Source organism: Streptomyces sp. NPDC058576, assembly GCF_042718715.1.
GTDB lineage: Bacteria > Actinomycetota > Actinomycetes > Streptomycetales > Streptomycetaceae > Streptomyces.
The window spans coordinates 32547-54201 of record NZ_JBHXPF010000045.1 but is presented as its reverse complement, the minus strand read 5'-3'; the positions used below and the strand labels follow the sequence as shown (position 1 = coordinate 54201).

The following is a 21655-nucleotide window of genomic DNA, read 5'->3' as shown; positions in this document are numbered from 1 at the left end:
CACGGTCGAAAGTCCGTTCGTTAATAGAACGGACCTGTCCGGTTTCCGCTCTTGACGGAGCACTGTCATTTCCTTGAGCATCGGTCACGCATCGCGCACAGCCAGCTCCAGGACCCGGCCGGGCACCGCGCGGCCGGGTACCCCCCGCACGTTCCGTCAGTCCCCAACGGAATCCGGAGCCCGTGAATGAGACCGAACCGCTTCACCCTGCGCAGATCCCCGGCGGCCGTCGCCGCCGTCGCCCTCGCGGCCCTTCTCGCGACCGCCGCGCCCAGCGCGCAGGCCGCCGGAGCGCCGACGCCGGAGGCAGCCGCCGCAGCCGCCCCCGACATCCCCGTGGCCAACGTCAAGGCCCACCTCTCCCAGCTCTCGACGATCGCCGCCGGCAACGGCGGCAACCGCGCCCACGGCCGCCCCGGCTACAAGGCGTCCGTCGACTACGTGAAGGCCAAGCTCGACGCGGCCGGATACACCACCACGCTCCAGCAGTTCACCTCCAACGGAGCCACCGGCTACAACCTGATAGCCGACTGGCCCGGCGGCGACCCGAACAAGGTCCTGATGGCCGGGGCCCACCTCGACTCGGTCTCCTCCGGCGCCGGCATCAACGACAACGGCTCCGGCTCGGCCGCCGTGCTGGAGACCGCGCTCGCCGTCTCCCGCGCCGGGTACCAGCCCGACAAGCACCTGCGGTTCGCCTGGTGGGGCGCGGAGGAGCTGGGCCTGATCGGCTCGAAGTACTACGTCAACAACCTGCCGTCCGCCGAGCGCTCCAAGCTCTCCGGCTATCTCAACTTCGACATGATCGGCTCGCCCAACGCCGGCTACTTCGTCTACGACGACGACCCGGTCATCGAGAAGACCTTCAAGGACTACTTCGCGGGCCTGAACATCCCCACCGAGATCGAGACCGAGGGCGACGGCCGCTCCGACCACGCCCCGTTCAAGAACGTCGGCGTCCCCGTCGGCGGACTCTTCACCGGCGCGGGCTACACCAAGTCCGCCGCCCAGGCGCAGAAGTGGGGCGGCACCGCGGGCCAGGCCTTCGACCGCTGCTACCACTCGTCCTGCGACAACCTGAGCAACATCAACGACACCGCCCTGGACCGCAACAGCGACGCCGCCGCCCACGCCATCTGGACCCTGTCCTCCGGCACCGGCGAACCGCCCACCGGCGAGGGCGTGTTCAGTAACACCGCCGACGTGGCCATCCCGGACGCCGGAGCGGCGGTCACCTCGCCGATCGCGGTCACCGGACGAGCGGGCAACGCCCCGACCGCACTTCAGGTCGGCGTCGACATCAAGCACACCTACCGCGGCGACCTGGTCGTCGATCTGCTCGCACCGGACGGCAGCGCCTACCGGCTGAAGAACTCCAGCAGCGGCGACTCGGCCGACAACGTCATCACGACGTACACGGTCAACGCCTCCGGTGAGGTGGCCAACGGCTCCTGGAAGCTCCGCGTCCAGGACGTCGCCCGGCAGGACACCGGCTACATCGACAGCTGGAAGCTCACCTTCTGAGCCCTGTCGCACGAGTACGTGTACGTGTACGGCCGCGGCCCCCTCCCGAAGAGCACCTCGGGAGGGGGCCGCACCGCCGTCCGTCACACGTACCGCTTGATCTCCCGCCGGGCCAGCGACCGCTGGTGCACCTCGTCCGGACCGTCCGCCAGCCGCAGCGTCCGCGCCGAGGCCCACAGCTCCGCCAGCGGGAAGTCCTGGCTCACCCCGCCCGCGCCGTACAGCTGCACCGCGGAGTCCAGGATGTCCACCACCGCGCGCGGGGTGGCGATCTTGATGGCCTGGATCTCGGTGTGCGCGCCCTTGTTGCCCACGGTGTCCATCAGCCAGGCCGTCTTCAGCACCAGCAGCCGCAACTGCTCCACCGTGACCCGGGCGTCCGCGATCCAGTTCTGCACGACGCCCTGCGCGGCCAGCGGCTTGCCGAACGCCGTACGCGCCACCGCCCGCCGGCACATCAGCTCGATGGCCCGCTCCGCCATCCCGATCAGCCGCATGCAGTGGTGGATCCGGCCCGGCCCCAGCCGCGCCTGCGCGATGGCGAAACCGCCGCCCTCCTCGCCGATCAGGTTCGCCGCGGGCACCCGTACGTCATGGAAGACCACCTCGGCGTGGCCGCCGTGCGAGTGGTCCTCGTACCCGTACACCTGCATCGCGCGCCGCACCTCGACGCCCGGGGTGTCGCGGGGAACCAGGATCATCGACTGCTGGCGGCGGATGTCCTCGCCGTCCGGGTCGGTCTTGCCCATCACGATGAAGACCGCGCAGTCCGGGTTCATCGCCCCGGAGATGTACCACTTCCGCCCGTTGATGACGTAGTTTCCCCCACTCTCGGCTCCGCTCGAGCGGGAGGTGCCCCCTCCGTCCCGGATCATCCGCGTCTCGATGTTCGTCGCGTCCGAGGACGCCACGTCCGGCTCCGTCATCGCGAACGCGGAGCGGATCTCCCCGGCGAGCAGCGGCTCCAGCCACTGCTTCTTCTGCTCGTCGGTGGCGAACTGGAACAGCACCTCCATGTTCCCGGTGTCCGGGGCCGCGCAGTTCGTCGCGGTCGGCGCGAGGTGCGGGGAGCGGCCGGTGATCTCCGCGAGCGGGGCGTACTGGAGATTCGTCAGCCCGGCCCCGTACTCCGCGTCGGGCAGGAAGAGGTTCCACAGCCCCTGCCGCTTGGCCTCGGCCTTCAGCTCCCCGACCACCGCCGGGGTGTCCCACGGCGAGGCGAGCCGCGCCCGCTGCTCGTCGGCGACCTGCTCCGCCGGATACACGTGCTCGTCCATGAACGCGAGCAGCCTGCTCCGCAGCTCCTCGGTACGGGCGTCGAATGCGAAGTCCATGGGGGTTCAGCCTTCCTGGAGGGTGGTGAGGCCGTGCGCGATGAAGACGGGGACCAGATCGCCGATCCGGTCGAAACCCGCGCCGACGGTCTGGCCGAGGGTGTAGCGGTAGTGGATGCCCTCCAGGATCACGGCGAGCTTGAACCACGCGAACGCGGTGTACCAGGAGATGGCGGAGGTGTCCCGGCCCGAGCGGGCCGCGTAGCGCTCGATCAGCTCGGCGGGGGACGGGTGCCCGGGGGCCCCGCTGGTGGTGGAGACGGGCGACTTCGGCAGCCCGAGGTCGGAGCTGTACATCACGAGCAGCCCGAGGTCGGTCAGCGGATCGCCGAGCGTGGACATCTCCCAGTCCAGGACGGCCTTGATCCGGTCGTCGGAGCCCAGCAGCACGTTGTCCAGGCGGTAGTCGCCGTGGACGACGGTGGGCGCGGGGGAGGAGGGCAGCGCGCGGCCGAGGGCGGCGTGCAGCTCGTCGATGCCCGCCAGGTCACGGTTGCGGGAGGCGTCCAGCTGCTTGCCCCAGCGCCGCAACTGCCGGTCCAGGAAGCCGTCGGGGCGTCCGAAGTCCCCGAGCCCCACCGCCTCCGGGTCCACGGCGTGCAGGTCGACCAGGGTGTCGACGAGCCCGAGAACCGCCGCCCGGGTGCGCTCGGGGCCCAGCGGGGCAAGCTGCTCAGCGGTGCGGTACGGGGTGCCCTCGACGTACTCCATCACGTAGAACGGCGCGCCGATCACCGTGTCGTCCTCGCAGAGCAGCAGCGGCTCCGGCACCGGGACGGCGGTGGGATGCAGTCCGCTGATCACGCGGTGCTCGCGCGTCATGTCGTGCGCGGTGGCCAGCACATGGCCGAGCGGAGGTCTGCGCACCACCCACTGCCCGGTCCCGTCGCCGACGACGTACGTGAGGTTCGAGCGGCCGCCCTCGATGAGCCGCGCTTCGAGGGGTCCGCTCACCAGCCCCGGACGCTCGCGGTCGAGATGGCCACGCAGCGACTCCGGGTCGAGACCTGGTGGGGGGACTGGGCTCATGGTGCGTACCTCCGGGCGGCGGAACGAGGCGACGGGACGATCGGGAACCATGATGCCGACCAGTCGGTATGTCGTCCAGTGCCTCTCCGGAACCGGCGGGCGGGAAGCGGGTCCCGACCCTGGTGGGGAAACGCATCCCTGAATAGAGTTCATGTATGGATACAGCTCTGCTGATCGAAGACGTCCGGCTCACTCCGATCCTCGTGGCCGATCCGCCCCTGCTGAACACGCAGGGCGTCCACCAGCCGTACACCCCGCGCCTCATCGTGGAGGTCGTCACCCGCGGCGGAGCGACCGGCGTGGGAGAGACGTACGGCGACGGCGCCTACCTGGAGCCCGCGCGGTCCCTGGCCGAGGTGCTCCCCGGCCGGGCGGTCACCGATCTGAACGGGCTGTTCGCGTCGGCCGAAGAGGCGTGCGGCGCATCGCGCGCGGCCGACGACCGGGCCGACCGCCGGGTCGACGACCGGGTCGACGACCGGGTCGACGCCGGGGGGCTGCGAGGGGTCAGGAACGCCGAGAAGATCCGGCTCTCGGTCGCCTCCGCCTTCGAGGTGGCCTGCCTGGACGCCCTCGGCAGGACACTGGGCCTGCCGGTGCACGCGTTGCTGGGCGGCAAGGTCCGCGACGCCGTCGAGTACAGCGCGTACCTCTTCTACCGCTGGGCCGCCCACCCGGTTCCCGGCGAGCACGACGACTGGGGCGCGGCGCTCGACCCGGCCGGCGTCGTCGCCCAGGCGCGCCGCTTCGCCGGCGCCTACGGCTTCGGCTCCTTCAAGCTCAAGGGCGGCGTCTTCGAGCCCGACCGGGAGATCGCCGCGATCCGCGCCCTGGCCGAGGCCTTCCCGGGCCGCCCGCTGCGCCTGGACCCGAACGGCGCCTGGTCCGTCCCCACCTCGCTGTACGTCGCCGGCCGGCTGAAGGACGTCCTCGAATACCTGGAGGACCCCACCAGCGGCACCGAGGGCATGGCCGCCGTCTCGGCGGGCACGGACGTCCCGCTCGCCACCAACATGTGCGTCACCACCCTCGCCGAGGTCCCCGAGGCCTTCGCCCGCGACGCCGTCCAGATCGTCCTGAGCGACCACCACTACTGGGGCGGACTGCACCGGACCCGGGAACTGGCGGGCATCTGCCGTACGTTCGGCGTCGGACTCTCCATGCACTCCAACACCCACCTCGGCATCAGCCTCGCCGCGATGACCCAGGTCGCCGCCACCGTGCCGGATCTCGGTCACGCCTGCGACAGCCACTACCCCTGGCAGACCGAGGACGTCATCACCGAGCGCCACACCTTCACCGGTGGCCGGCTGACGGTGTCCGACGCTCCCGGCCTCGGCGTCGAGCTGGACCGCGACCGCCTCGCCGCCCTGCACCGGCGCTGGCTGGAGGACGACGGGACCTACCGCGAGCGCGACGACGCGGCGGCGATGCGCGCCGCCGACCCGGGCTGGACGACGCCGGCGGTCCCGCGCTGGTGAGGGGCGGCCCCACGGCCGTACCGCCTGAGTTGCGGCAACCCTGACCTGCACGGAAGGTCGAGGAATGAAGGCGATCAGCTACAGCGCGTACGGCTCCGCCGACGTCATGGAGTACGGCGAGCGGCCCGACCCCAGGGTCGGCCCCGACAGCGTCCTGGTGAAGGTACGGGCCGCCGCCGTCAACCCGGTCGACTGGAAGGCCCGTGAGGGCTACCTCCAAGGGGCCCTCGAAGCCGTCTTCCCGGTGATCCCCGGCTGGGACGTCTCCGGGGTCGTCGTGCAACCGGGCGTCGCCGTGGACGAGTTCGGAGTGGGCGACGAGGTCATCGGCTACGTACGCGAGGACTTCCTCTCCCGGGGCACGTTCGCCGAGTACGTCGCCGCCCCTGTGCGCACCCTCGCCCGCAAGCCCCTGAGCCTGAGCTTCGAGGAGGCGGCGGGCCTGCCGCTGGCCGGGCTGACCGCGTACCAGGTGCTGCACCGCACCCTGAAGATCCGCGAGGGCGACACCGTCCTGGTCCACGCGGCGGCCGGCGGCGTCGGGTCGCTCGCCGTCCAGATCGCCCGGCACACCGGCTGCCGGGTCGTCGGCACCGCGAGCCCCCGCAACCACGAGCACCTGCGCAGTCTGGGCGCGGAGCCGGTGGAGTACGGCGAGGGCCTCGTCGAACGGTTGCGGGAACTGGTCCCGGGCGGCTTCGACGCCTCCTTCGACACGGTGGGCGGCGACGCCCTGAGGGCCTCGGCCGACACCCTCGCCCCGGGCGGCCGGCTCGCCTCCATCGCGGACGACGAGGTCTTCTCCTACGGCGGCCGCTACGCCTTCGTGCGCCCCGACGCGGACGACCTGGCCCAGGTCGCCGAGCTGGCCGAGCGGGGCATCGTCACCGTCCACGTGGACCGGGTGTTCCCGCTGGAACAGGCCGCCGAGGCGTACCGGCTCAACCAGGAGGGGCGGACCCGCGGCAAGATCGTGGTGACGGTGGACTGGGACGGGTGAGGCGTCCGGGACGGTGAGGCGGCCGGGGCGGGCGAGGTGACCGGGCGGGGAGGCGGGGGAGGTGACCGGGGCGGGGAGGCGTCCGCCCCGGCCGCTCGGGCTCAGAACAGCATCGCCGCCGCGAACACCGCCAGCGCCACCGTGCACAGCGCCGCTGCCAGCGCCCCGCGCGGCGGGAGTGGCTCGGGCCGTGCCGCCTCCAGCCGCAGCATCCGGCGGTGGGCCACCAGCAGGAACCCCACCCAGGCCAGCGCGCTCAGCGCCACCGCGACCAGCCCGGCCGGCGTCACCCCGCCGTGCAGCGCCTGCCGCACCGCGAGCAGCGCGACGACCGTGGCGGACAGGGTCGTGCGCCGCCAGGCCAGCCGCGTCCGCTCCGGCTGCAGCCCGGGGTCCCGGTCCGTCGCCGCCGTCACACGCCCTCCCAGCCGAAGAGGACCACCACCACCATCGCCACGGCGACGACGGCGACCACCAGACTCAGCAGGGTCGGGAACCGGGACACCGGCAGGTCATCCCCCCGCCGCATCGCCCGCTCGCACCGCACCCAGTGGTTGACCGCCCGCAGCGCGCAGAGCACCCCGGCGGCCAGCAGCCCGAGGGCGAGCCCGGCCCGGACGCCCCACACCAGCTCCGGCAGGAACTGGTCGACGGCGAAACCCCCGCCGATCAGGGCCAGAGCCGTCCGGATCCAGGCGAGGAACGTCCGCTCGTTGGCCAGCGAGAACCGGTAGTCGGGGGTGTCCCCCTCCTCCCGGATCCGCTGCGGCGCGAACCACAGCCGTACGCTCTGCGCGATCTTGTTCACACGGGCACCCTAGGGGGTGTCCTGTCGCGGAGGCCGGATCACGCGGACCGGAACTCCCGCAGCCGCCGGTACCCCTCAAGCCCGTCGGGCACCCAGGGCCACTCACCGAGCCGCCGCTCCAGCTCCGCGTCGTCCAGGAACGTGTGCCAGGCGACCTCCTCCACCTGCGGGGAGACCGGCAGCTCGCACCGCACCTGATAGACGGCCGACCACCAGGTGTGCTTCCCGTCGGCGTAGAGGAACCGGAACAGCGGCTCGGGCCGCGGCAGCCCCGAGACCCCCAGCTCCTCCTCCGCCTCGCGCAGCGCCGCCTCGTCGTACGACTCGCCCGCCCCCACGACCCCGCCGACGAACATGTCGTAATGCGAGGGGAAGACCAGCTTCGTGGGCGTACGCCGGTGGACGAAGATCCTCCCCTCCGCGTCGCGCGCCTCGATGAACACGCAGCGGTGCCGCAGCCCGCGCGCGGTCGCCTCGCCGCGCGGGGCCTGCCCGATGACCTCGTAGTTCTCATCGACGATGTCCAGGATCTCGTCAGAGGGCGTCATGCGATTCATCCAACAGCACCCGGACGGTTGACGTGACAGCGGCGGGTACCCAAGATCTGACGCACGGGTAACTTGTCTCCCGGCTGCCCCTCCCCGACAGGATGGAACCCATGGCGTACGACGCTGATGTGATCGTGATCGGGGCAGGACTCGCGGGGCTCGTGGCCACCGCCGAACTGGTCGACGCCGGCCGTTCCGTGATCGTTCTCGACCAGGAGCCCGAGCAGTCCATCGGCGGCCAGGCGCACTGGTCCTTCGGCGGCCTCTTCTTCGTCGACTCGCCCGAACAGCGCCGGCTGCGGATCAAGGACAGCCGGGAACTGGCTCTCCAGGACTGGTTCGGTACGGCGGGCTTCGACCGCGAGGAGGAGGACCGCTGGCCGCGCAGGTGGGCCGAGGCGTACGTCGACTTCGCCGCCGGGGAGAAGCGGTCCTGGCTGCACCAGCAGGGGCTGCGGATCTTCCCCGTCGTCGGCTGGGCGGAACGCGGCGGATACGACGCGACCGGCCACGGCAACTCCGTGCCCCGCTTCCACATCACCTGGGGCACCGGCCCCGGCGTCGTCGCCCCCTTCGAGCGGCGGGTCCGCGAGGGCGTCGCCAAGGGGCTCGTCCAGCTGCGGTTCCGCCACCGGGTCACCGGCCTCGCCCGTACCGCAGGGGCGCTCGACACGGTCACCGGCGAGATCCTGGAGCCCAGCGCGGCCGAGCGCGGCACCGCGAGCAGCCGGGAGGCCACCGACACCTTCGAGCTGAAGGCCCAGGCGGTGATCGTCACCTCCGGGGGCATCGGCGGCAACCACGACCTGGTCCGCGCCCAGTGGCCCGAACGGCTCGGCACCCCGCCCGAGAGGATGCTCTCCGGCGTCCCCGCCCACGTCGACGGCCTGATGCTCGGCATCGCCGAGAAGGCGGGCGCGCACCACATCAACCGCGACCGGATGTGGCACTACACCGAGGGCATCGAGAACTGGAACCCGATCTGGTCCCAGCACGCCATCCGCATCCTGCCCGGCCCCTCGTCCCTCTGGCTGGACGCGCGCGGCAAGCGGCTGCCGGTCCCGCTCTTCCCCGGTTTCGACACGCTGGGCACCCTCGAACACATCATGGGCTCCGGCCACGGCTACACCTGGTTCGTGCTCAACCAGCGCATCATCGGCAAGGAGTTCGCGCTCTCCGGATCCGAGCAGAACCCGGACCTGACCGGCAAGTCCATCCGCGGCGTGATCGGCCGGGCCCGCGCGGACGTGCCCGCACCGGTGAAGGCGTTCATGGACCACGGCGCCGACTTCGTCGTGGAGAAGGATCTCGACGCACTCGTCCGGGGCATGAACGCGGTGACGGGCGACGGCCTGATCGACGCGGCCGAGCTGCGCCGCGAGATCACCGCCCGTGACCGCGAGATCGCCAACCCGTTCACCAAGGACCTCCAGGTCACCGCGATCCACGGGGCCCGCGCCTACCTCGGCGACCGCCTGATCCGCACCGCGAAGCCGCACCGCATCCTGGACCCGGCGGCGGGGCCGCTGATCGCCGTCCGCCTCAACATCCTCACCCGCAAGTCCCTGGGCGGCCTGGAGACGGACCTGTCCTCCCGCGTCCTGACCGCGGAGGGCACCCCGCTCCCGGGCCTGTACGCGGCGGGCGAGGCGGCGGGATTCGGCGGCGGCGGAGTCCACGGCTACCGCTCCCTGGAGGGCACGTTCCTGGGCGGCTGCATCTTCTCGGGCCGGGCGGCGGGCCGAGCGGCGGCACAGGCACTGTAGACGCCCCCGCACATCGGGCATTCCAAGCCCCTCCGGCGATCGAGGAGAGGGTTTCGGCGCGGAGCACCGGTGCATCAAGCCCTCCCCGATCACCGCGGACCGGGCCCGCGAATCAAGCCCCTCCGGCGATCGAGGAGCGGGGTCCGGGGCGGAGCCCCCGACGGTCACCCGGCCGAAGGCCCGCCCGCACCCCGCGGACGCCCGAGCCCGGGACGCCCCACCGCCCGGTCACCTCATGCGCTCGACCACCCGAAACCGCTCCGCCACAATCATCGTCCCGTCGTCCACCGTGAACGACGGATCCCCCAACGCCTCCCGCATCTCCTCGCTGTGCCAGAACCGTTCGTGCCCCGCCCGCCACTCGGCCACCGAGGTGTACCCCTCACCCTCGTCCAAGGCGTGCCGCAGATCGACAGCCCCCAGCGGCAGCACCCGTACGTCCGTCACCTCGACCACCGCGACCTCCCGGCCGTCCGAGTCGATCAGCGCGGAGCGTTCGCCCACCGGAGGCAACTCCTCCTGCTCCAGCTCGTACTCGCACAGCAGCCCGGTGGTGGACACCTTCTCGCCGGAGAGGACCGCCGCCACCAACCGGTCCCGCAGCGGCCCGGGAAAGGCGAGGAGGAAGGGGGCGAGGGGTTCACGAGGCTCCATACACGCAGTGTGTCAGGCGTCACCCCCGCCCCACCCACCCCACCCGCACGCTGCGCCGATACCTCCGACGGTTCGACCGGATCAAGCCAACTGGCCGGCACGTCGAAGTAGTTGGCGGGCAACGCCCCTTGACGTGGACCATGGCCTACCGCTTTGCTGTGCGCGATCATCTGCTCGCACACCGCATCGAAAGAAGCCCGCGGCATGCCCCCGCCTCCGCCGCCCCTGGGCCGCTCCCGTCGTCGGGGCAGCCGCTCGGACCACGTCTTCGACCCGGCCCTCGACGACGACGAACTCATCGCCGCACGCGGCCGGTTCACCCAGGGAAGATGGTCGGAGGCGCGCACCCTGCTGGTGGACACCGGACGGGACTGGGACCGCCGCGCCCATCGCCTGCTGGCCCTCGCCGAGACCTCGTCCGCCGTGGACTGGGCCGGTGACTGGCTGCTCGTCGAACCCGAGAGCGCCGACGCCGCCACCCTTCTCGCCTGCGCCCGGGTCTCCCGCGCGCTGCGGCCCAAGGCCAGGGCGAACGACGCCGCCCGCGCCCGGGAAGCCTGCCTGGCCGCCGCCCGCCTCACCCCCGACGACCCCACTCCCTGGCTCGCGCTGCTCCTCCTGGACCGGGGGCGCGACGACGGCACGGACGAGACCGGCAGGCTCTTCGAGGAGGTGCGCTCCCGCCACCCCGACCACCACCACGCCCACCACGTGATGACCGCGTTGCTGGCCGAGAGCAACCCCGAGAGCGGCCACGACCCGCTCCACGAGGTGTACGACTTCGCCGCCTGGGCCGCCGAACTGGCCCCCGCCGACTCCCCGCTGGCCGTGCTCCCGGTCATCGCCCACGCCGAGCGCTACCGCGTCCTGGCCGCCGCCGGCATCGAGCCCGACGACCCGGCGCTCTCCGAGCACTGGTCCGGACGCCGGGCGCGCCAGGTGATGAAGGCCGCCTTCGACTGGTGGCTGGAATGGGAGCGCGACGACCACCCGCGTCACCGCCTCGACCTGAACTTCCTGGCGCATGCCAAGGTCTGCGAGGGCCGGCCCGCCGAGGCCGCCGCGCTCTTCCACCGGATCGGCCCGTACGCCACCGCCGCGCCTTGGTCCTACTCCGGCCGGGAACCCCACGCCGCGTTCACCGCCGCGCGCACCTACGCGCTCGGCACCCCGTAAAGCACGAAGAGCAGCACGAAGGACACCACCCCACCCCGCTCACCACGCTCACCAAGAAGGGACCAACCCCGCCATGTCGACCGGCAGTTCATTTTCCAGTGAGACCGGCACCACGAGGGGAACGGCCGATACCGGCGGGATCAACACCTACAAGGGTGAGGAACGCGCCCTGCGCGCGAACCGGCTCGGCACCCCCGGCCTCCTGCTGTCGGTGGTCGCGGCCAGCGCCCCCCTGATGGTGGTCGCCGGCGTGATGCCCACGGTCTTCGGCGTGATGGGCATCGTCGGCCAGCCACTGCTCTACATCATCCTGGGCATCGTCCTGATGCTGTTCAGCGTCGGTTACGCGGAGATGAGCCGGCACGTCCACAACGCCGGGGCGTTCTACGCCTACATCGCCCGCGGGCTCGGCCCGACCGCCGGCGCCGGCGCCTCGCTCGTGGCGCTGGTGGCGTACAGCGCGATGCAGGTCGGCATCTACGGGATCCTCGGCTTCGAGGTCTCCGGCATCTTCGCCACCTACCTCGACATCGAGCTGGCCTGGTGGATACCGGCCCTGTTCGCGGCGGCCCTCGTCGGCGTCCTCGGCTGGCTGAAGATCGACCTCAACGCCAAGGTGCTCGGCGTCCTGCTGGTCATCGAGTGCGCCCTCGTCGTGATCTTCGACATCGCCGCCGTGAGCAAGCCCGGCCCCGAGGGCCTGTCGCTGCACGCCTTCAACCCCGAGACCCTCACCGGCGCCGGGCTCGGCACCGCGCTCTGCTTCTGCATCGCCGCGTTCGTCGGCTTCGAGCAGGCCCCGGTGTACGCGGAGGAGACCAGCCGCCCGCAGATCGTGGTGTCCCGGGTGATGTTCCTCGCGGTCGGCTACGCCGCGCTGTTCCTGGCCATCAGCTCCTGGGCCCTGACCGTCGCCGCCGGACCCGGTTCCATCGCCGACACCTCCCTCAAGGAGGGCCCCGGCATGCTGTTCGGCCTCACCGAGGAGCGGCTCGGCTCCACCTTCACCGACGTCCTGCACATCCTCTTCGTCACCGGGATGTTCGCGGCGCTCCTCAGCTTCCACAACGTGGTGGCCCGGTACGCGTTCGCCATGGGGCGGGAGGGCCTGCTGCCCGCCCGCTTCGGCCGCACCAACCGGGCGAGCGGCGCTCCCGGCACCGGCTCGCTGCTCCAGAGCGCCGTCTCCGTGGTGATCATCGCGGCGTTCGCGTTCACCGACGACAACCCCGTCGGCGACCCCACCGCCCCGGTCCTGCGGCTGTTCACCTGGATGGGCAACGTCGGCGCGCTCGGCGTCATCCTCCTGATGGCCGCCGCCTCCTTCGCCGTCATCGCCTTCTTCGTCAGGCGCGGCGCGGGCCGCGCGCAGGCCCCGCGTCTGGTCGCCTCGGCCCTCGCCGGACTCGCGCTCCTGGCGATCGCCGTCTTCACCGTCCGCGACTTCGACGTCCTCGTCGGCTCCGGTCCCGGCTCGGCCCTCAACTGGCTCCTGCCCGGCGTGATCATCCTCGCGCTCGCCGGCGGCCTGGTGTACGGGGCGGTGCTGCGCTCGGTCAAGCCCGAGGTGCACGCCCGGATCGGCCTCGGCAACGAGGCGTTCCAGCTGGAGAAGGCGGCCGAGAGCGAGTCGGCCCGCCGCTGACCCCGCGTACGTACGCGAAACGCCCGCCCCGGTGACGTACCGGGGCGGGCGCCTGTCATCGCCGTACGGGAGAGGGGCTACAGCAACAGCGACAGCAGCAGGATGAAGGCCATGGCCACCACGGAGATGATCGTCTCCATCACGGACCAGGTCTTCACCGTCTGGCCGACGTCCATGCCGAAGTACTCCTTCACCAGCCAGAACCCGGCGTCGTTCACATGGCTGAAGAAGAGCGAACCGGCGCCGACGGCCAGCACCAGCAGGGCCGCGTGCGAGGTCGACATGTCGGCGGCCAGCGGGGCCACCAGACCGGCGGCCGAGATGGTGGCGACGGTGGCCGAGCCGGTGGCGAGGCGGATCGCGACGGCGATCAGCCAGCCCAGCAGCAGGGCGGGGATCGACCAGTTCTCGGAGAACTCCAGGATCATCTGGCCCACCCCGGCGTCGATCAGCGTCTGCTTGAAGCCGCCGCCCGCGCCGACGATGAGCAGGATCCCGGCGATCGGGGCGAGGGACTTCTCCACGGTGCCGGCGAGCCGGTCCTTGGTGAACCCGGCGGCCCGGCCGAGCGTGAACATCCCGACCAGGACGGCCGCGAGCAGGGCTATCAGCGGCGAGCCGATGACCGCGGTGACCTTCTGGAGACCGTTCTCGGGGTTGTCGACCACGATCTCGACGAGCGCGTTCAGCAGCATCAGGACGACCGGCAGCAGGATGGTCGCCAGGGTCGCGCGGAAGCTCGGGCGACGGTCCAGATCCTCGGACGGGCGCTGCGGGATCATGTTCTCCGGCGGCTTGATGTCCACCCAGCGAGCGGCGTAGCGGGAGAACACCGGACCGGCGATGATCACCGTCGGGATGGCGACCAGCACGCCGAGCGCCAGCGTCACACCGAGGTTGGCGTCCAGGGCGTCGATCGCGACCAGCGGGCCGGGGTGCGGCGGGATCAGTCCGTGCATCACGGAGAGCCCGGCGAGCGCGGGGATGCCGATGCGCATCAGGGAGTAGTTGCCGCGCTTGGCGACGAGCAGCACGACCGGGATCATCAGCACGATCCCGACCTCGAAGAACAGCGGCAGCCCGATGATCGAGGCGATCAGGACCATCGCCCAGGGCATGGCCCGGCCGCTCGCCTTCGCCAGGATGGTGTCGACGACCTGGTCGGCCCCGCCGGAGTCGGCGAGCAGCTTGCCGAGGATCGCGCCGAGCGCGATCAGGACGCCCACGCCCGCCACGGTGGAGCCGAGGCCCGCGGTGAAGCTGAGAATCGTGTCGGCCGGAGCGGCCCCCGCGAAGGAGCCGAGCGCCAGCGAACCGATGGTCAGCGCCAGGAACGCGTGCATCTTGAGCTTGGTGATGAGGAGAACGATGACGGCGATGCCCGCCAGGACGGCGATGCCCAGCTGAGCGTTGCCTGCCGAGGTGATCGGTTCGGCGGCGTCCGCTGCCAGCATCTCGACGCTGAGACTGGTCACGGTGATGGTCCTTAGGTATCGAGCCGACGCAGCGCGGCGACGGCTCGCTGGGTGATTTCCTCAGGGGTGCCGGACACGTCGACGCTCACACCGGCCTCGTCGGCCTGGAGCGGCTGCAGCGTCGCGAACTGCGAGTCGAGCAGCGCGGTGGGCATGAAGTGGCCCTTGCGGTCCGCCATCCGCTCCTCGATCAGCGCCCGGTCACCGGTCAGATGCAGAAAGAGGGCGTTCGGCGCCCCGTCCCGCAGCCGGTCCCGGTAGGCCCGCTTGAGTGCGGAACTGGAGACGACCCCGCCGAGCCCCGCCCGCCCGTGGGCCCACTCACCGATGGCGTCCAGCCAGGGCCACCGGTCGTCGTCGTCCAGCGGGGTGCCGGCCGACATCTTGGCGATGTTCGCCGGGGGATGGAAGTCGTCGCCCTCGGCGTACGGAACGCCGAGGGCGGCGGCGAGCAGGGGACCGATCGTGGTCTTGCCGGTTCCTGCTACGCCCATCACCACGACGACGTGGGGGGTGCTCATGGGGGGTGCGGTGTTCATGGGGGTGTCTCGCTGTCTTCTTCGACATCGGTCCGTCGCGCTACTGAAACCTATTAGGTACGACGTATTCAAGAGTCTGTGACATAAACGTCGTACTTTTTGTTCCCGAGGGCCGCCCCGTAGGCTTGCCCCATGACCACACAGAGCCAGGGACTGCATACACATGTGCTGGACACCCTGGGTCTGGAGATCTCCTCCGGCCACTTCCCGCCCGGCAGCGTCCTGCGCACCGACGAGCTCGCCCAGCGCTTCGACGTCTCCCGCACGGTGATCCGCGAGGTGATCCGGGTCCTGGAGTCGATGCACCTGGTCGAGTCCCGCCGCCGCGTCGGCGTGACCGTCCGGCCCAACGAGACCTGGAACGTCTACGACCCCCAGGTCATCCGCTGGCGGCTGGCCGGCGCCGACCGCCCCCGCCAGCTGCGCTCCCTCACCGTGCTGCGCTCCGCGATCGAACCGGTCGCGGCCGGCCTCGCCGCCCGCCACGCCACCGCCGAGCAGTGCGCCGAGCTCACCGAGCGCGCCCTCGGCATGGTCGCCACCTCGCGCGGCCAGCAGCTGGAGGGCTACCTCGAACACGACATCGCCTTCCACCGCATCGTCCTCAACGCCTCCGGCAACGAGATGTTCGCCCGCCTCGGGGACGTCGTCGCCGAGGTGCTGGCGGGCCGGACCCACCACCAGGTGATGTTCGAGGACCCCGACCCGGCCGCCGTCACCCTCCACGTACGCCTCGCCGAAGCGGTCCGCGAGGGCGACCCCGAAGCGGCCGAGCGCATCACCAAGGAGATCGCGGTGGGCGCCCTGCACGAACTGGACGTGCTCGCTCCGTAGCGGGCCTCCCGAGGCGTACGGTAGTTCGCGATCGATCTTCGCGAAGCGCGGGAGCAGGGAGACCAGGGTTATGCCACAGCAGGTGCAAGGGGTCATCGCACCAGGGAAGAACGAGCCGGTGCGGGTCGAGACGATCGTGATCCCGGACCCCGGTCCCGGAGAGGCCGTCGTGAAGATCCAGGCGTGCGGCGTCTGCCACACCGACCTGCACTACAAGCAGGGCGGCATCAACGACGAGTTCCCCTTCCTCCTCGGCCACGAGGCCGCCGGTGTCGTGGAGTCGGTCGGCGAGGGCGTCACCGATGTGGCCCCCGGCGACTTCGTCATCCTCAACTGGCGTGCGGTGTGCGGCCAGTGTCGCGCCTGTCTGCGCGGCCGCCCCTGGTACTGCTTCGACACCCACAACGCGAAGCAGAAGATGACCCTGCTGGATGGCACCGAGCTGTCGCCCGCCCTCGGCATCGGCGCGTTCGCCGAGAAGACGCTGGTCGCCTCCGGCCAGTGCACCAAGGTCGACCCGGAGGTCGCCCCCGAGGTCGCAGGCCTCCTCGGCTGCGGCGTCATGGCGGGCATCGGCGCGGCCATCAACACCGGCCAGGTCGGCCGCGGCGACTCGGTCGCCGTCATCGGCTGCGGCGGCGTCGGCGACGCCGCCGTCGCGGGGGCCCGGCTGGCCGGAGCGGCGAAGATCATCGCGGTCGACATCGACGACCGCAAGCTGGAGACGGCGAAGAAGATGGGCGCCACCCACACCGTCAACTCCCGCTCCGCCGACCCGGTCGAGGCGATCCGCGCCCTCACCGACGGCAACGGGGCCGACGTCGTCATCGAGGCCGTCGGCCGCCCGGAGACGTACGAACAGGCCTTCTACGCCCGCGACCTCGCCGGAACCGTCGTCCTCGTCGGCGTCCCCACCCCGGACATGAAGCTCGAACTGCCGCTCCTGGACGTCTTCGGCCGCGGCGGCTCGCTCAAGTCCTCCTGGTACGGCGACTGCCTGCCCTCCCGCGACTTCCCGATGCTCGTCGACCTCCACCAGCAGGGCCGCCTCGACCTCGCCGCCTTCGTCACCGAGACGATCGGCCTGGGCGACATCGAGCAGGCCTTCGCCCGCATGCACGACGGCGACGTCCTCCGCTCGGTGGTGGTCTTCTGATGAGCGCCCGCATCGACCACCTGGTCACCTCCGGCACCTTCGCCCTCGACGGCGGCGAGTGGGACGTCGACAACAACGTCTGGATCGTCGGCGACGACACCGAGGCGATCGTCATCGACGCCGCCCACGACGCCGCCGCCATCGAGGCCGCCCTCGGCGGCCGTACGCTGCGCGCCATCGTCTGCACCCACGCGCACAACGACCACATCGACGCCGCCCCGGCCCTCGCGGAGGCCACCGGCGCCCCGATCCTGCTCCACCCGGACGACCTGCCGCTCTGGCTGAAGACCCACCCGGAGCACACCCCCGACGGCGCCCTCACCGACGGCCAGGAACTGACCGTCGCGGGCACCACGCTCACGGTCCTGCACACCCCCGGCCACGCCCCCGGCGCGGTCTGCCTGTACGCCCCCGAGCTGGGAGTCGTCTTCACCGGGGACACGCTCTTCCAGGGCGGCCCCGGCGCCACCGGCCGGTCCTTCTCGTCCTTCCCCACGATCATCGACTCGATCCGGGACCGGCTGCTCACCCTCCCCGGCGACACGGCCGTCCGCACCGGCCACGGCGACCCCACCACCATCGGCGCGGAGGCCCCGCAGCTCGACGAGTGGATCAAGCGCGGCCACTGAGCACCGCGTACGTCACCGGTCCGGCCAGGCGGAGAGCCGCAGCCCGCTCTCGAAGCGGCGCGGCTCCCCGCCGAGCGGATCGGTGAACTCCAGCACCCGGGCCAGCAACTGCAACGGCCGCGAGAAGTCGTCCGGATCGCCCTCCGCCTCCACCACCGGATACAGCGGATCGTGGACGATCGGCAGCCCCAGGGCGTTCATATGGACCCGCAGCTGATGCGTCCGCCCGGTCGCGGGCAGCAGCCGGTACCGCCCGACGCCGCCCCGGTGCCCCATGAGCTCCACCCGGCTCTCACTGTTCGCCTCGCCCGGCTCCTCCCGGGCGGCGAGCACCCCGCGCTCCTTCACGATCCGGCTGCGCACGGTCCGGGGGAGGGCCACCGAGGGGTCGTACGGGGCCAGCGCCTCGTACTCCTTGCTCACCCGCCGGTCCCGGAACAGCGTCTGGTAGGCGCCCCGGTCCTCCGGCCGCACCACGAACAGCACGAGCCCCGCCGTCAGCCGGTCCAGCCGGTGCGCGGGCTGCAGCTCGGGCAGCTCCAGCTCCCGCCGCAGCCGGGCCACCGCGGTCTCGGTGATGTGCCGCCCGCGGGGCACCGTCGCCAGGAAGTGCGGCTTGTCCGCGACCACCAGCCGCTCGTCCCGGTAGACCACCCCGACCGGGAAGGGCACCGGCTCCTCGGCCGCGAAGTCCCGGTGGAACCAGAGGTACCGCCCGGCGGCGTACGGCTCCGAGCCCCGCACGGCGACCCCGTCCGCCCCCACGAACCGCCCGTCGTCCAGCATCCCGGCCACCCGGTCCGCCCCGATCGCCCCACCGAACCGGTCGACCAGATGTTCCCCGACGGTGGCCCAGATCCGCCCCGCATCCTCGGGCAACCGCACCCGTACGGCATCGATCCCGTCCCGCTGGGGAAGCGGGGCGGCGGGCGGCTTCCTGCGACCCCGCATCATCGCCCCTCTCCGTAACCGTCCGACGACGCAAAAGAGCCCCACCGAAGTGGGGCTCCTGCTGGTGTCCGAGGGGGGACTTGAACCCCCACGCCCGATAAAGGGCACTAGCACCTCAAGCTAGCGCGTCTGCCATTCCGCCACCCGGACAAGGTGTCTGTCTCGCGGGCCCGTGCCCGTTCCGACGTGGAAAACCATAGCAAACATTCGAGGGTGCTCGATCACGCCCCGATGGCTGTGAACGGTGCGTGACGGGGGGTGCGCGGCCTTGGGCGTACGCCGTGGGCGCGGGAGGATGAGAAGGAGCAGCACAGCGACAGTGGAAGGAACCAGCGTGAGCGAGAGCAGCACGGGCCGGACCGTCACCGGTGGCAACGCCGAGCAGGAGGTCGTCGACCTCTGTCGTGACCTGATCCGGATCGACACCAGCAACTACGGCGACCACTCCGGCCCCGGTGAGCGGCTCGCGGCCGAGTACGTCGCGGAGAAGCTCGCGGAGGTCGGTCTGGAGCCGCAGATCTTCGAGTCGCACAAGGGGCGGGCCTCCACCGTGGCCCGGATCGAGGGCGAGGACCCCTCCCGCCCGGCCCTCCTCATCCACGGGCACACCGACGTCGTCCCGGCCAACGCGGCGGACTGGACGCACGACCCGTTCTCCGGGGAGATCGCGGACGGCTGCGTCTGGGGCCGCGGCGCGGTCGACATGAAGGACATGGACGCGATGACCCTCGCGGTCGTCCGCGAGCGCATGCGCACCGGCCGCAAGCCGCCGCGCGACATCGTGCTCGCCTTCCTCGCCGACGAGGAGGCCGGCGGTACGTACGGGGCGCGCTACCTCGTCGACAACCACCCCGGGCTCTTCGAGGGCGTCACCGAGGCGATCAGCGAGGTCGGCGGTTTCTCCTTCACCGTCAACGAGAACCTGCGGCTGTATCTGGTGGAGACGGCCCAGAAGGGCATGCACTGGATGAAGCTGACCGTGGACGGCACCGCCGGACACGGCTCGATGATCCACCGGGACAACGCCATCACCGAGCTGTCCGAGGCGGTGGGGCGGCTGGGCCGGCACAAGTTCCCGGTCCGGGTCACCAAGACGCTGCGGCACTTCCTGGACGAGCTCTCCGACGCGCTCGGCACTGAGCTGGACCCGGAGAACATGGACGAGACGCTCGCCAAGCTGGGCGGCATCGCCAAGCTGATCGGCGCCTCCCTCCAGAACACCGCCAACCCGACGCAGCTCGGCGCCGGCTACAAGGTCAACGTCATCCCGGGCCAGGCGACCGCCCACGTCGACGGCCGCTACCTGCCCGGGTACGAGGAGGAGTTCCTCGCCGACCTGGACCGGATCCTCGGGCCCAACGTCCGGCGTGAGGACGTGCACGCGGACAAGGCGCTGGAGACCACCTTCGACGGCGCGCTGGTCGACGCCATGCAGACCGCGCTGGTCGCCGAGGACCCGATCGCCCGGGCCGTGCCGTACATGCTCTCGGCCGGCACCGACGCCAAGTCCTTCGACGACCTGGGCATCCGGGGCTTCGGCTTCGCCCCGCTGAAGCTGCCGCCGGAGCTGGACTTCGCCGGGATGTTCCACGGCGTCGATGAGCGGGTGCCGGTCGACGGTCTGCAGTTCGGCGTGCGGGTGCTCGACCGGTTCATCGACCACTCCTGACCGCCGCACGACCGATTCGCCGTCGATTCGTCGTCGATTCGGCCACCTGTGCGGACATGTCCGAACGAGTGAAACGAGCCGTTCACACGTAGCCCCGCCAATTCCTCCTCGTTACAAGGTTTGCGGTCCGCGGCTGGGACCGCATTTTCCAACTAGGAGGAATCATGATCAAGAAGGTCGTCGCAGTTGCGGCTGCCACCGGTGGCCTCGTTCTCGCTGGTGCGGGCATGGCTTCCGCCGACGCGGGCGCCCAGGGTGCTGCCATCGGCAGCCCCGGCGTGCTCTCCGGCAACGTCGTCCAGGTTCCGGTCCACGTGCCGGTCAACGTGTGCGGCAACACGGTCTCCGTGATCGGTCTGCTGAACCCCGCCTTCGGCAACACCTGCGTCAACGCCTGATCGTTGAACGTCAACCCGTAAGGGTTTGAGCTCGACCGGTCCCGGAGTGCACTCCATGCACTCCGGGACCGTTCGGCATTCGGCTCCCGCACGGTCATGTCCGGGGGTTTTTCGGAAGCCAGAAGGCAGGAAACGAACCTATGCGACAGGTCACTCGTAAAGGCCTGATCACCATGGCGGCTGCGGGCGGAGTGCTCGCGCTGAGTGGAGGATACGCCCACGCGGACTCCGGAGCGGCGAGCACCGCCTCCGGCTCGCCGGGTGTGCTGTCCGGCAACTCGGTCCAGGTCCCGATCGACATCCCGGTCAACGTCTGCGGAAACTCCGTCAGCGTCGGCGGACTGCTCAACCCCGCCAGCGGAAACGACTGCGGAAACGGATCAGCAGAATCCGACCGATCCGCGCAGACCGACCGATCCGCGCAGTCCGACCGGTCCGACCGGTCCGCCGGTCCCCAGGACCGCTCGGTCCCCGGCGGTTCCGGGAACGGCGCCCAGGCCGGCGACACCACCGCCTCGGACCGGCACTCCGGGCCCGGCACCGGCCGTCACCGGGCCCCGGACGGCGGCGGCGCCACGGCCGAAGGCGTCGCCCAGGGCTCACCCGGCATCCTCTCCGGCAACGCGATCCAGGCGCCGATCGACATCCCCGTGAACCTCTGCGGGAACAGCGTCACCATCGGCGGACTGCTGAACCCCGTCTTCGGCAACGGCTGCTCCAACGAGGCCGAGGTTCCGCCCCCGCCGCCCGAGGAGCCGGAGAAGCCGGAGAAGCCCCCGGTCACGCCGGAGAAGCCGGTCGACCCGCCGGCCAACCAGCCGCCCGAGCCGAACGCCCCCGAGCCCCAGCACTTCCCCGAGGAGCAGCTCGCGCAGACCGGTGGGGGCGGGCTCGACCTGCTCATCCCGGCCAGTGCCGGACTGCTGCTCGCCGGTGCGGGATCGGTTCTCTACCGCCGCTCGCGCAGCGCCGCCTGATCCGGGCGCGCACCGCACGGCACAGCCCGGACAAGAGAGCGGGCCCCGCGACCGCGGGGCCC

At 71.4% G+C, this 21655-nt stretch carries 21 protein-coding genes and 1 tRNA gene; 12 read left to right on the top strand and 10 right to left on the bottom strand.

Features of this window, described 5'->3' with window-relative positions:
• Nucleotides 1-186 precede the first annotated feature (186 nt).
• Nucleotides 187-1524, top strand: coding sequence for a M28 family metallopeptidase (locus ACFWRV_RS26755; protein WP_384338284.1), 1338 nt, complete (start codon nt 187-189; stop codon nt 1522-1524).
• 83 nt (nt 1525-1607) lie between these two features.
• Here ACFWRV_RS26755 and ACFWRV_RS26750 read toward each other — a convergent pair whose 3' ends face one another.
• On the bottom strand, nt 1608-2858 hold the full coding sequence (locus ACFWRV_RS26750) for an acyl-CoA dehydrogenase family protein (protein WP_384338283.1): 1251 nt from the start codon (nt 2856-2858) through the stop codon (nt 1608-1610).
• A 6-nt stretch (nt 2859-2864) separates the two neighbouring features.
• Nucleotides 2865-3887: a phosphotransferase family protein gene (locus tag ACFWRV_RS26745; protein ID WP_384338282.1), complete on the bottom strand. Its 1023-nt coding sequence runs from the start codon at nt 3885-3887 to the stop codon at nt 2865-2867.
• 155 nt (nt 3888-4042) lie between these two features.
• On the opposite strand from ACFWRV_RS26745, the gene ACFWRV_RS26740 reads away from it, so the two are divergent.
• Nucleotides 4043-5368, top strand: coding sequence for an enolase C-terminal domain-like protein (locus ACFWRV_RS26740; protein WP_384338281.1), 1326 nt, complete (start codon nt 4043-4045; stop codon nt 5366-5368).
• A 64-nt stretch (nt 5369-5432) separates the two neighbouring features.
• Nucleotides 5433-6368 (top strand): NADP-dependent oxidoreductase, encoded by a 936-nt coding sequence (locus ACFWRV_RS26735; protein WP_384338280.1) that lies wholly within the window; start codon nt 5433-5435, stop codon nt 6366-6368.
• A 101-nt stretch (nt 6369-6469) separates the two neighbouring features.
• On the opposite strand, the gene ACFWRV_RS26730 is transcribed toward ACFWRV_RS26735, so the two are convergent.
• From ACFWRV_RS26730 to ACFWRV_RS26720, 3 genes are read right to left on the bottom strand one after another with little or no spacing between them, the layout of a single operon-like run.
• Nucleotides 6470-6784, bottom strand: coding sequence for a DUF202 domain-containing protein (locus ACFWRV_RS26730; RefSeq protein WP_384338279.1), 315 nt, complete (start codon nt 6782-6784; stop codon nt 6470-6472).
• The gene (locus ACFWRV_RS26725; protein ID WP_384338278.1) at nt 6781-7176 is read right to left on the bottom strand and encodes a YidH family protein; all 396 of its coding nucleotides are present in this window, start codon (nt 7174-7176) and stop codon (nt 6781-6783) included. The genes ACFWRV_RS26730 and ACFWRV_RS26725 overlap by 4 nt, the downstream gene beginning before the upstream one ends.
• Before the next feature lie 38 nt (nt 7177-7214).
• Complete coding sequence (locus ACFWRV_RS26720; RefSeq protein ID WP_384338277.1) at nt 7215-7724, bottom strand: NUDIX domain-containing protein; 510 nt, start codon at nt 7722-7724, stop codon at nt 7215-7217.
• A 110-nt stretch (nt 7725-7834) separates the two neighbouring features.
• Here ACFWRV_RS26720 and ACFWRV_RS26715 point away from each other — a divergent pair, with 110 nt between their 5' ends.
• Nucleotides 7835-9490, top strand: a complete 1656-nt coding sequence (locus ACFWRV_RS26715) for an FAD-binding dehydrogenase (protein ID WP_384338276.1) — start codon at nt 7835-7837, stop codon at nt 9488-9490.
• Between the two features lie 228 nt (nt 9491-9718).
• On the opposite strand, the gene ACFWRV_RS26710 is transcribed toward ACFWRV_RS26715, so the two are convergent.
• Nucleotides 9719-10144 (bottom strand): ASCH domain-containing protein, encoded by a 426-nt coding sequence (locus tag ACFWRV_RS26710; protein WP_384338275.1) that lies wholly within the window; start codon nt 10142-10144, stop codon nt 9719-9721.
• Nucleotides 10145-10348: 204 nt separating this feature from the next.
• On the opposite strand from ACFWRV_RS26710, the gene ACFWRV_RS26705 reads away from it, so the two are divergent.
• Together ACFWRV_RS26705 and ACFWRV_RS26700 are read left to right on the top strand one after the other, a co-directional pair.
• Complete coding sequence (locus ACFWRV_RS26705) at nt 10349-11320, top strand: hypothetical protein (RefSeq protein WP_384338274.1); 972 nt, start codon at nt 10349-10351, stop codon at nt 11318-11320.
• Nucleotides 11321-11393: 73 nt separating this feature from the next.
• Nucleotides 11394-12965, top strand: a complete 1572-nt coding sequence (locus ACFWRV_RS26700; RefSeq protein ID WP_384338273.1) for an APC family permease — start codon at nt 11394-11396, stop codon at nt 12963-12965.
• Between the two features lie 77 nt (nt 12966-13042).
• Here the strand turns inward: ACFWRV_RS26700 and ACFWRV_RS26695 are convergent, their stop codons facing one another.
• Both ACFWRV_RS26695 and ACFWRV_RS26690 read right to left on the bottom strand, forming a co-directional pair.
• Nucleotides 13043-14440: a GntP family permease gene (locus ACFWRV_RS26695; RefSeq protein ID WP_384338272.1), complete on the bottom strand. Its 1398-nt coding sequence runs from the start codon at nt 14438-14440 to the stop codon at nt 13043-13045.
• 11 nt (nt 14441-14451) lie between these two features.
• Nucleotides 14452-14961: a gluconokinase gene (locus ACFWRV_RS26690; RefSeq protein WP_384338271.1), complete on the bottom strand. Its 510-nt coding sequence runs from the start codon at nt 14959-14961 to the stop codon at nt 14452-14454.
• Nucleotides 14962-15111: 150 nt separating this feature from the next.
• On the opposite strand from ACFWRV_RS26690, the gene ACFWRV_RS26685 reads away from it, so the two are divergent.
• The 3 genes from ACFWRV_RS26685 (at nt 15112) to ACFWRV_RS26675 (ending at nt 17598) form a co-directional block, all read left to right on the top strand.
• Complete coding sequence (locus ACFWRV_RS26685; RefSeq protein WP_384338270.1) at nt 15112-15813, top strand: FadR/GntR family transcriptional regulator; 702 nt, start codon at nt 15112-15114, stop codon at nt 15811-15813.
• 70 nt (nt 15814-15883) lie between these two features.
• Nucleotides 15884-16969 (top strand): S-(hydroxymethyl)mycothiol dehydrogenase, encoded by a 1086-nt coding sequence (locus tag ACFWRV_RS26680; RefSeq protein WP_384338269.1) that lies wholly within the window; start codon nt 15884-15886, stop codon nt 16967-16969.
• A complete protein-coding gene (locus ACFWRV_RS26675) occupies nt 16969-17598 on the top strand; it encodes an MBL fold metallo-hydrolase (protein ID WP_384338268.1) in 630 nt (209 codons plus the stop codon). Before ACFWRV_RS26680 ends, ACFWRV_RS26675 begins: the two co-directional genes overlap by 1 nt.
• Nucleotides 17599-17610: 12 nt before the next feature.
• Here ACFWRV_RS26675 and ACFWRV_RS26670 read toward each other — a convergent pair whose 3' ends face one another.
• Both ACFWRV_RS26670 and ACFWRV_RS26665 read right to left on the bottom strand, forming a co-directional pair.
• Nucleotides 17611-18549 carry an RluA family pseudouridine synthase gene (locus ACFWRV_RS26670; protein ID WP_384338267.1) on the bottom strand — a complete coding sequence of 313 codons (939 nt, stop codon included), beginning with the start codon at nt 18547-18549 and terminating at the stop codon, nt 17611-17613.
• Between the two features lie 62 nt (nt 18550-18611).
• A tRNA-Leu gene (locus tag ACFWRV_RS26665) sits at nt 18612-18699 on the bottom strand.
• Between the two features lie 184 nt (nt 18700-18883).
• On the opposite strand from ACFWRV_RS26665, the gene ACFWRV_RS26660 reads away from it, so the two are divergent.
• The 3 genes from ACFWRV_RS26660 to ACFWRV_RS26650 all read left to right on the top strand — a co-directional run bounded on the left by ACFWRV_RS26660 (nt 18884) and on the right by ACFWRV_RS26650 (nt 21593).
• Nucleotides 18884-20218: a M20/M25/M40 family metallo-hydrolase gene (locus ACFWRV_RS26660; RefSeq protein ID WP_384338266.1), complete on the top strand. Its 1335-nt coding sequence runs from the start codon at nt 18884-18886 to the stop codon at nt 20216-20218.
• 164 nt (nt 20219-20382) lie between these two features.
• On the top strand, nt 20383-20616 hold the full coding sequence (chpH, locus tag ACFWRV_RS26655; RefSeq protein ID WP_006123411.1) for a chaplin ChpH: 234 nt from the start codon (nt 20383-20385) through the stop codon (nt 20614-20616).
• Between the two features lie 140 nt (nt 20617-20756).
• On the top strand, nt 20757-21593 hold the full coding sequence (locus ACFWRV_RS26650) for a chaplin (RefSeq protein ID WP_384338265.1): 837 nt from the start codon (nt 20757-20759) through the stop codon (nt 21591-21593).
• The last annotated feature ends 62 nt before the right edge of the window (nt 21594-21655 follow it).

Bases quoted from the DNA above. Each gene is read 5' to 3' on its own strand.
- ACFWRV_RS26755 (WP_384338284.1), top strand. From the start codon at position 187: ATGAGACCGAACCGCTTCACCCTGCGCAGATCCCCGGCGGCCGTCGCC.
- ACFWRV_RS26750 (WP_384338283.1), bottom strand. From the start codon at position 2,858: ATGGACTTCGCATTCGACGCCCGTACCGAGGAGCTGCGGAGCAGGCTG.
- ACFWRV_RS26745 (WP_384338282.1), bottom strand. From the start codon at position 3,887: ATGAGCCCAGTCCCCCCACCAGGTCTCGACCCGGAGTCGCTGCGTGGC.
- ACFWRV_RS26740 (WP_384338281.1), top strand. From the start codon at position 4,043: ATGGATACAGCTCTGCTGATCGAAGACGTCCGGCTCACTCCGATCCTC.
- ACFWRV_RS26735 (WP_384338280.1), top strand. From the start codon at position 5,433: ATGAAGGCGATCAGCTACAGCGCGTACGGCTCCGCCGACGTCATGGAG.
- ACFWRV_RS26720 (WP_384338277.1), bottom strand. From the start codon at position 7,724: ATGACGCCCTCTGACGAGATCCTGGACATCGTCGATGAGAACTACGAG.
- ACFWRV_RS26715 (WP_384338276.1), top strand. From the start codon at position 7,835: ATGGCGTACGACGCTGATGTGATCGTGATCGGGGCAGGACTCGCGGGG.
- ACFWRV_RS26710 (WP_384338275.1), bottom strand. From the start codon at position 10,144: ATGGAGCCTCGTGAACCCCTCGCCCCCTTCCTCCTCGCCTTTCCCGGG.
- ACFWRV_RS26705 (WP_384338274.1), top strand. From the start codon at position 10,349: ATGCCCCCGCCTCCGCCGCCCCTGGGCCGCTCCCGTCGTCGGGGCAGC.
- ACFWRV_RS26700 (WP_384338273.1), top strand. From the start codon at position 11,394: ATGTCGACCGGCAGTTCATTTTCCAGTGAGACCGGCACCACGAGGGGA.
- ACFWRV_RS26690 (WP_384338271.1), bottom strand. From the start codon at position 14,961: ATGAGCACCCCCCACGTCGTCGTGGTGATGGGCGTAGCAGGAACCGGC.
- ACFWRV_RS26685 (WP_384338270.1), top strand. From the start codon at position 15,112: ATGACCACACAGAGCCAGGGACTGCATACACATGTGCTGGACACCCTG.
- ACFWRV_RS26680 (WP_384338269.1), top strand. From the start codon at position 15,884: ATGCCACAGCAGGTGCAAGGGGTCATCGCACCAGGGAAGAACGAGCCG.
- ACFWRV_RS26675 (WP_384338268.1), top strand. From the start codon at position 16,969: ATGAGCGCCCGCATCGACCACCTGGTCACCTCCGGCACCTTCGCCCTC.
- ACFWRV_RS26670 (WP_384338267.1), bottom strand. From the start codon at position 18,549: ATGCGGGGTCGCAGGAAGCCGCCCGCCGCCCCGCTTCCCCAGCGGGAC.
- chpH (WP_006123411.1), top strand. From the start codon at position 20,383: ATGATCAAGAAGGTCGTCGCAGTTGCGGCTGCCACCGGTGGCCTCGTT.
- ACFWRV_RS26650 (WP_384338265.1), top strand. From the start codon at position 20,757: ATGCGACAGGTCACTCGTAAAGGCCTGATCACCATGGCGGCTGCGGGC.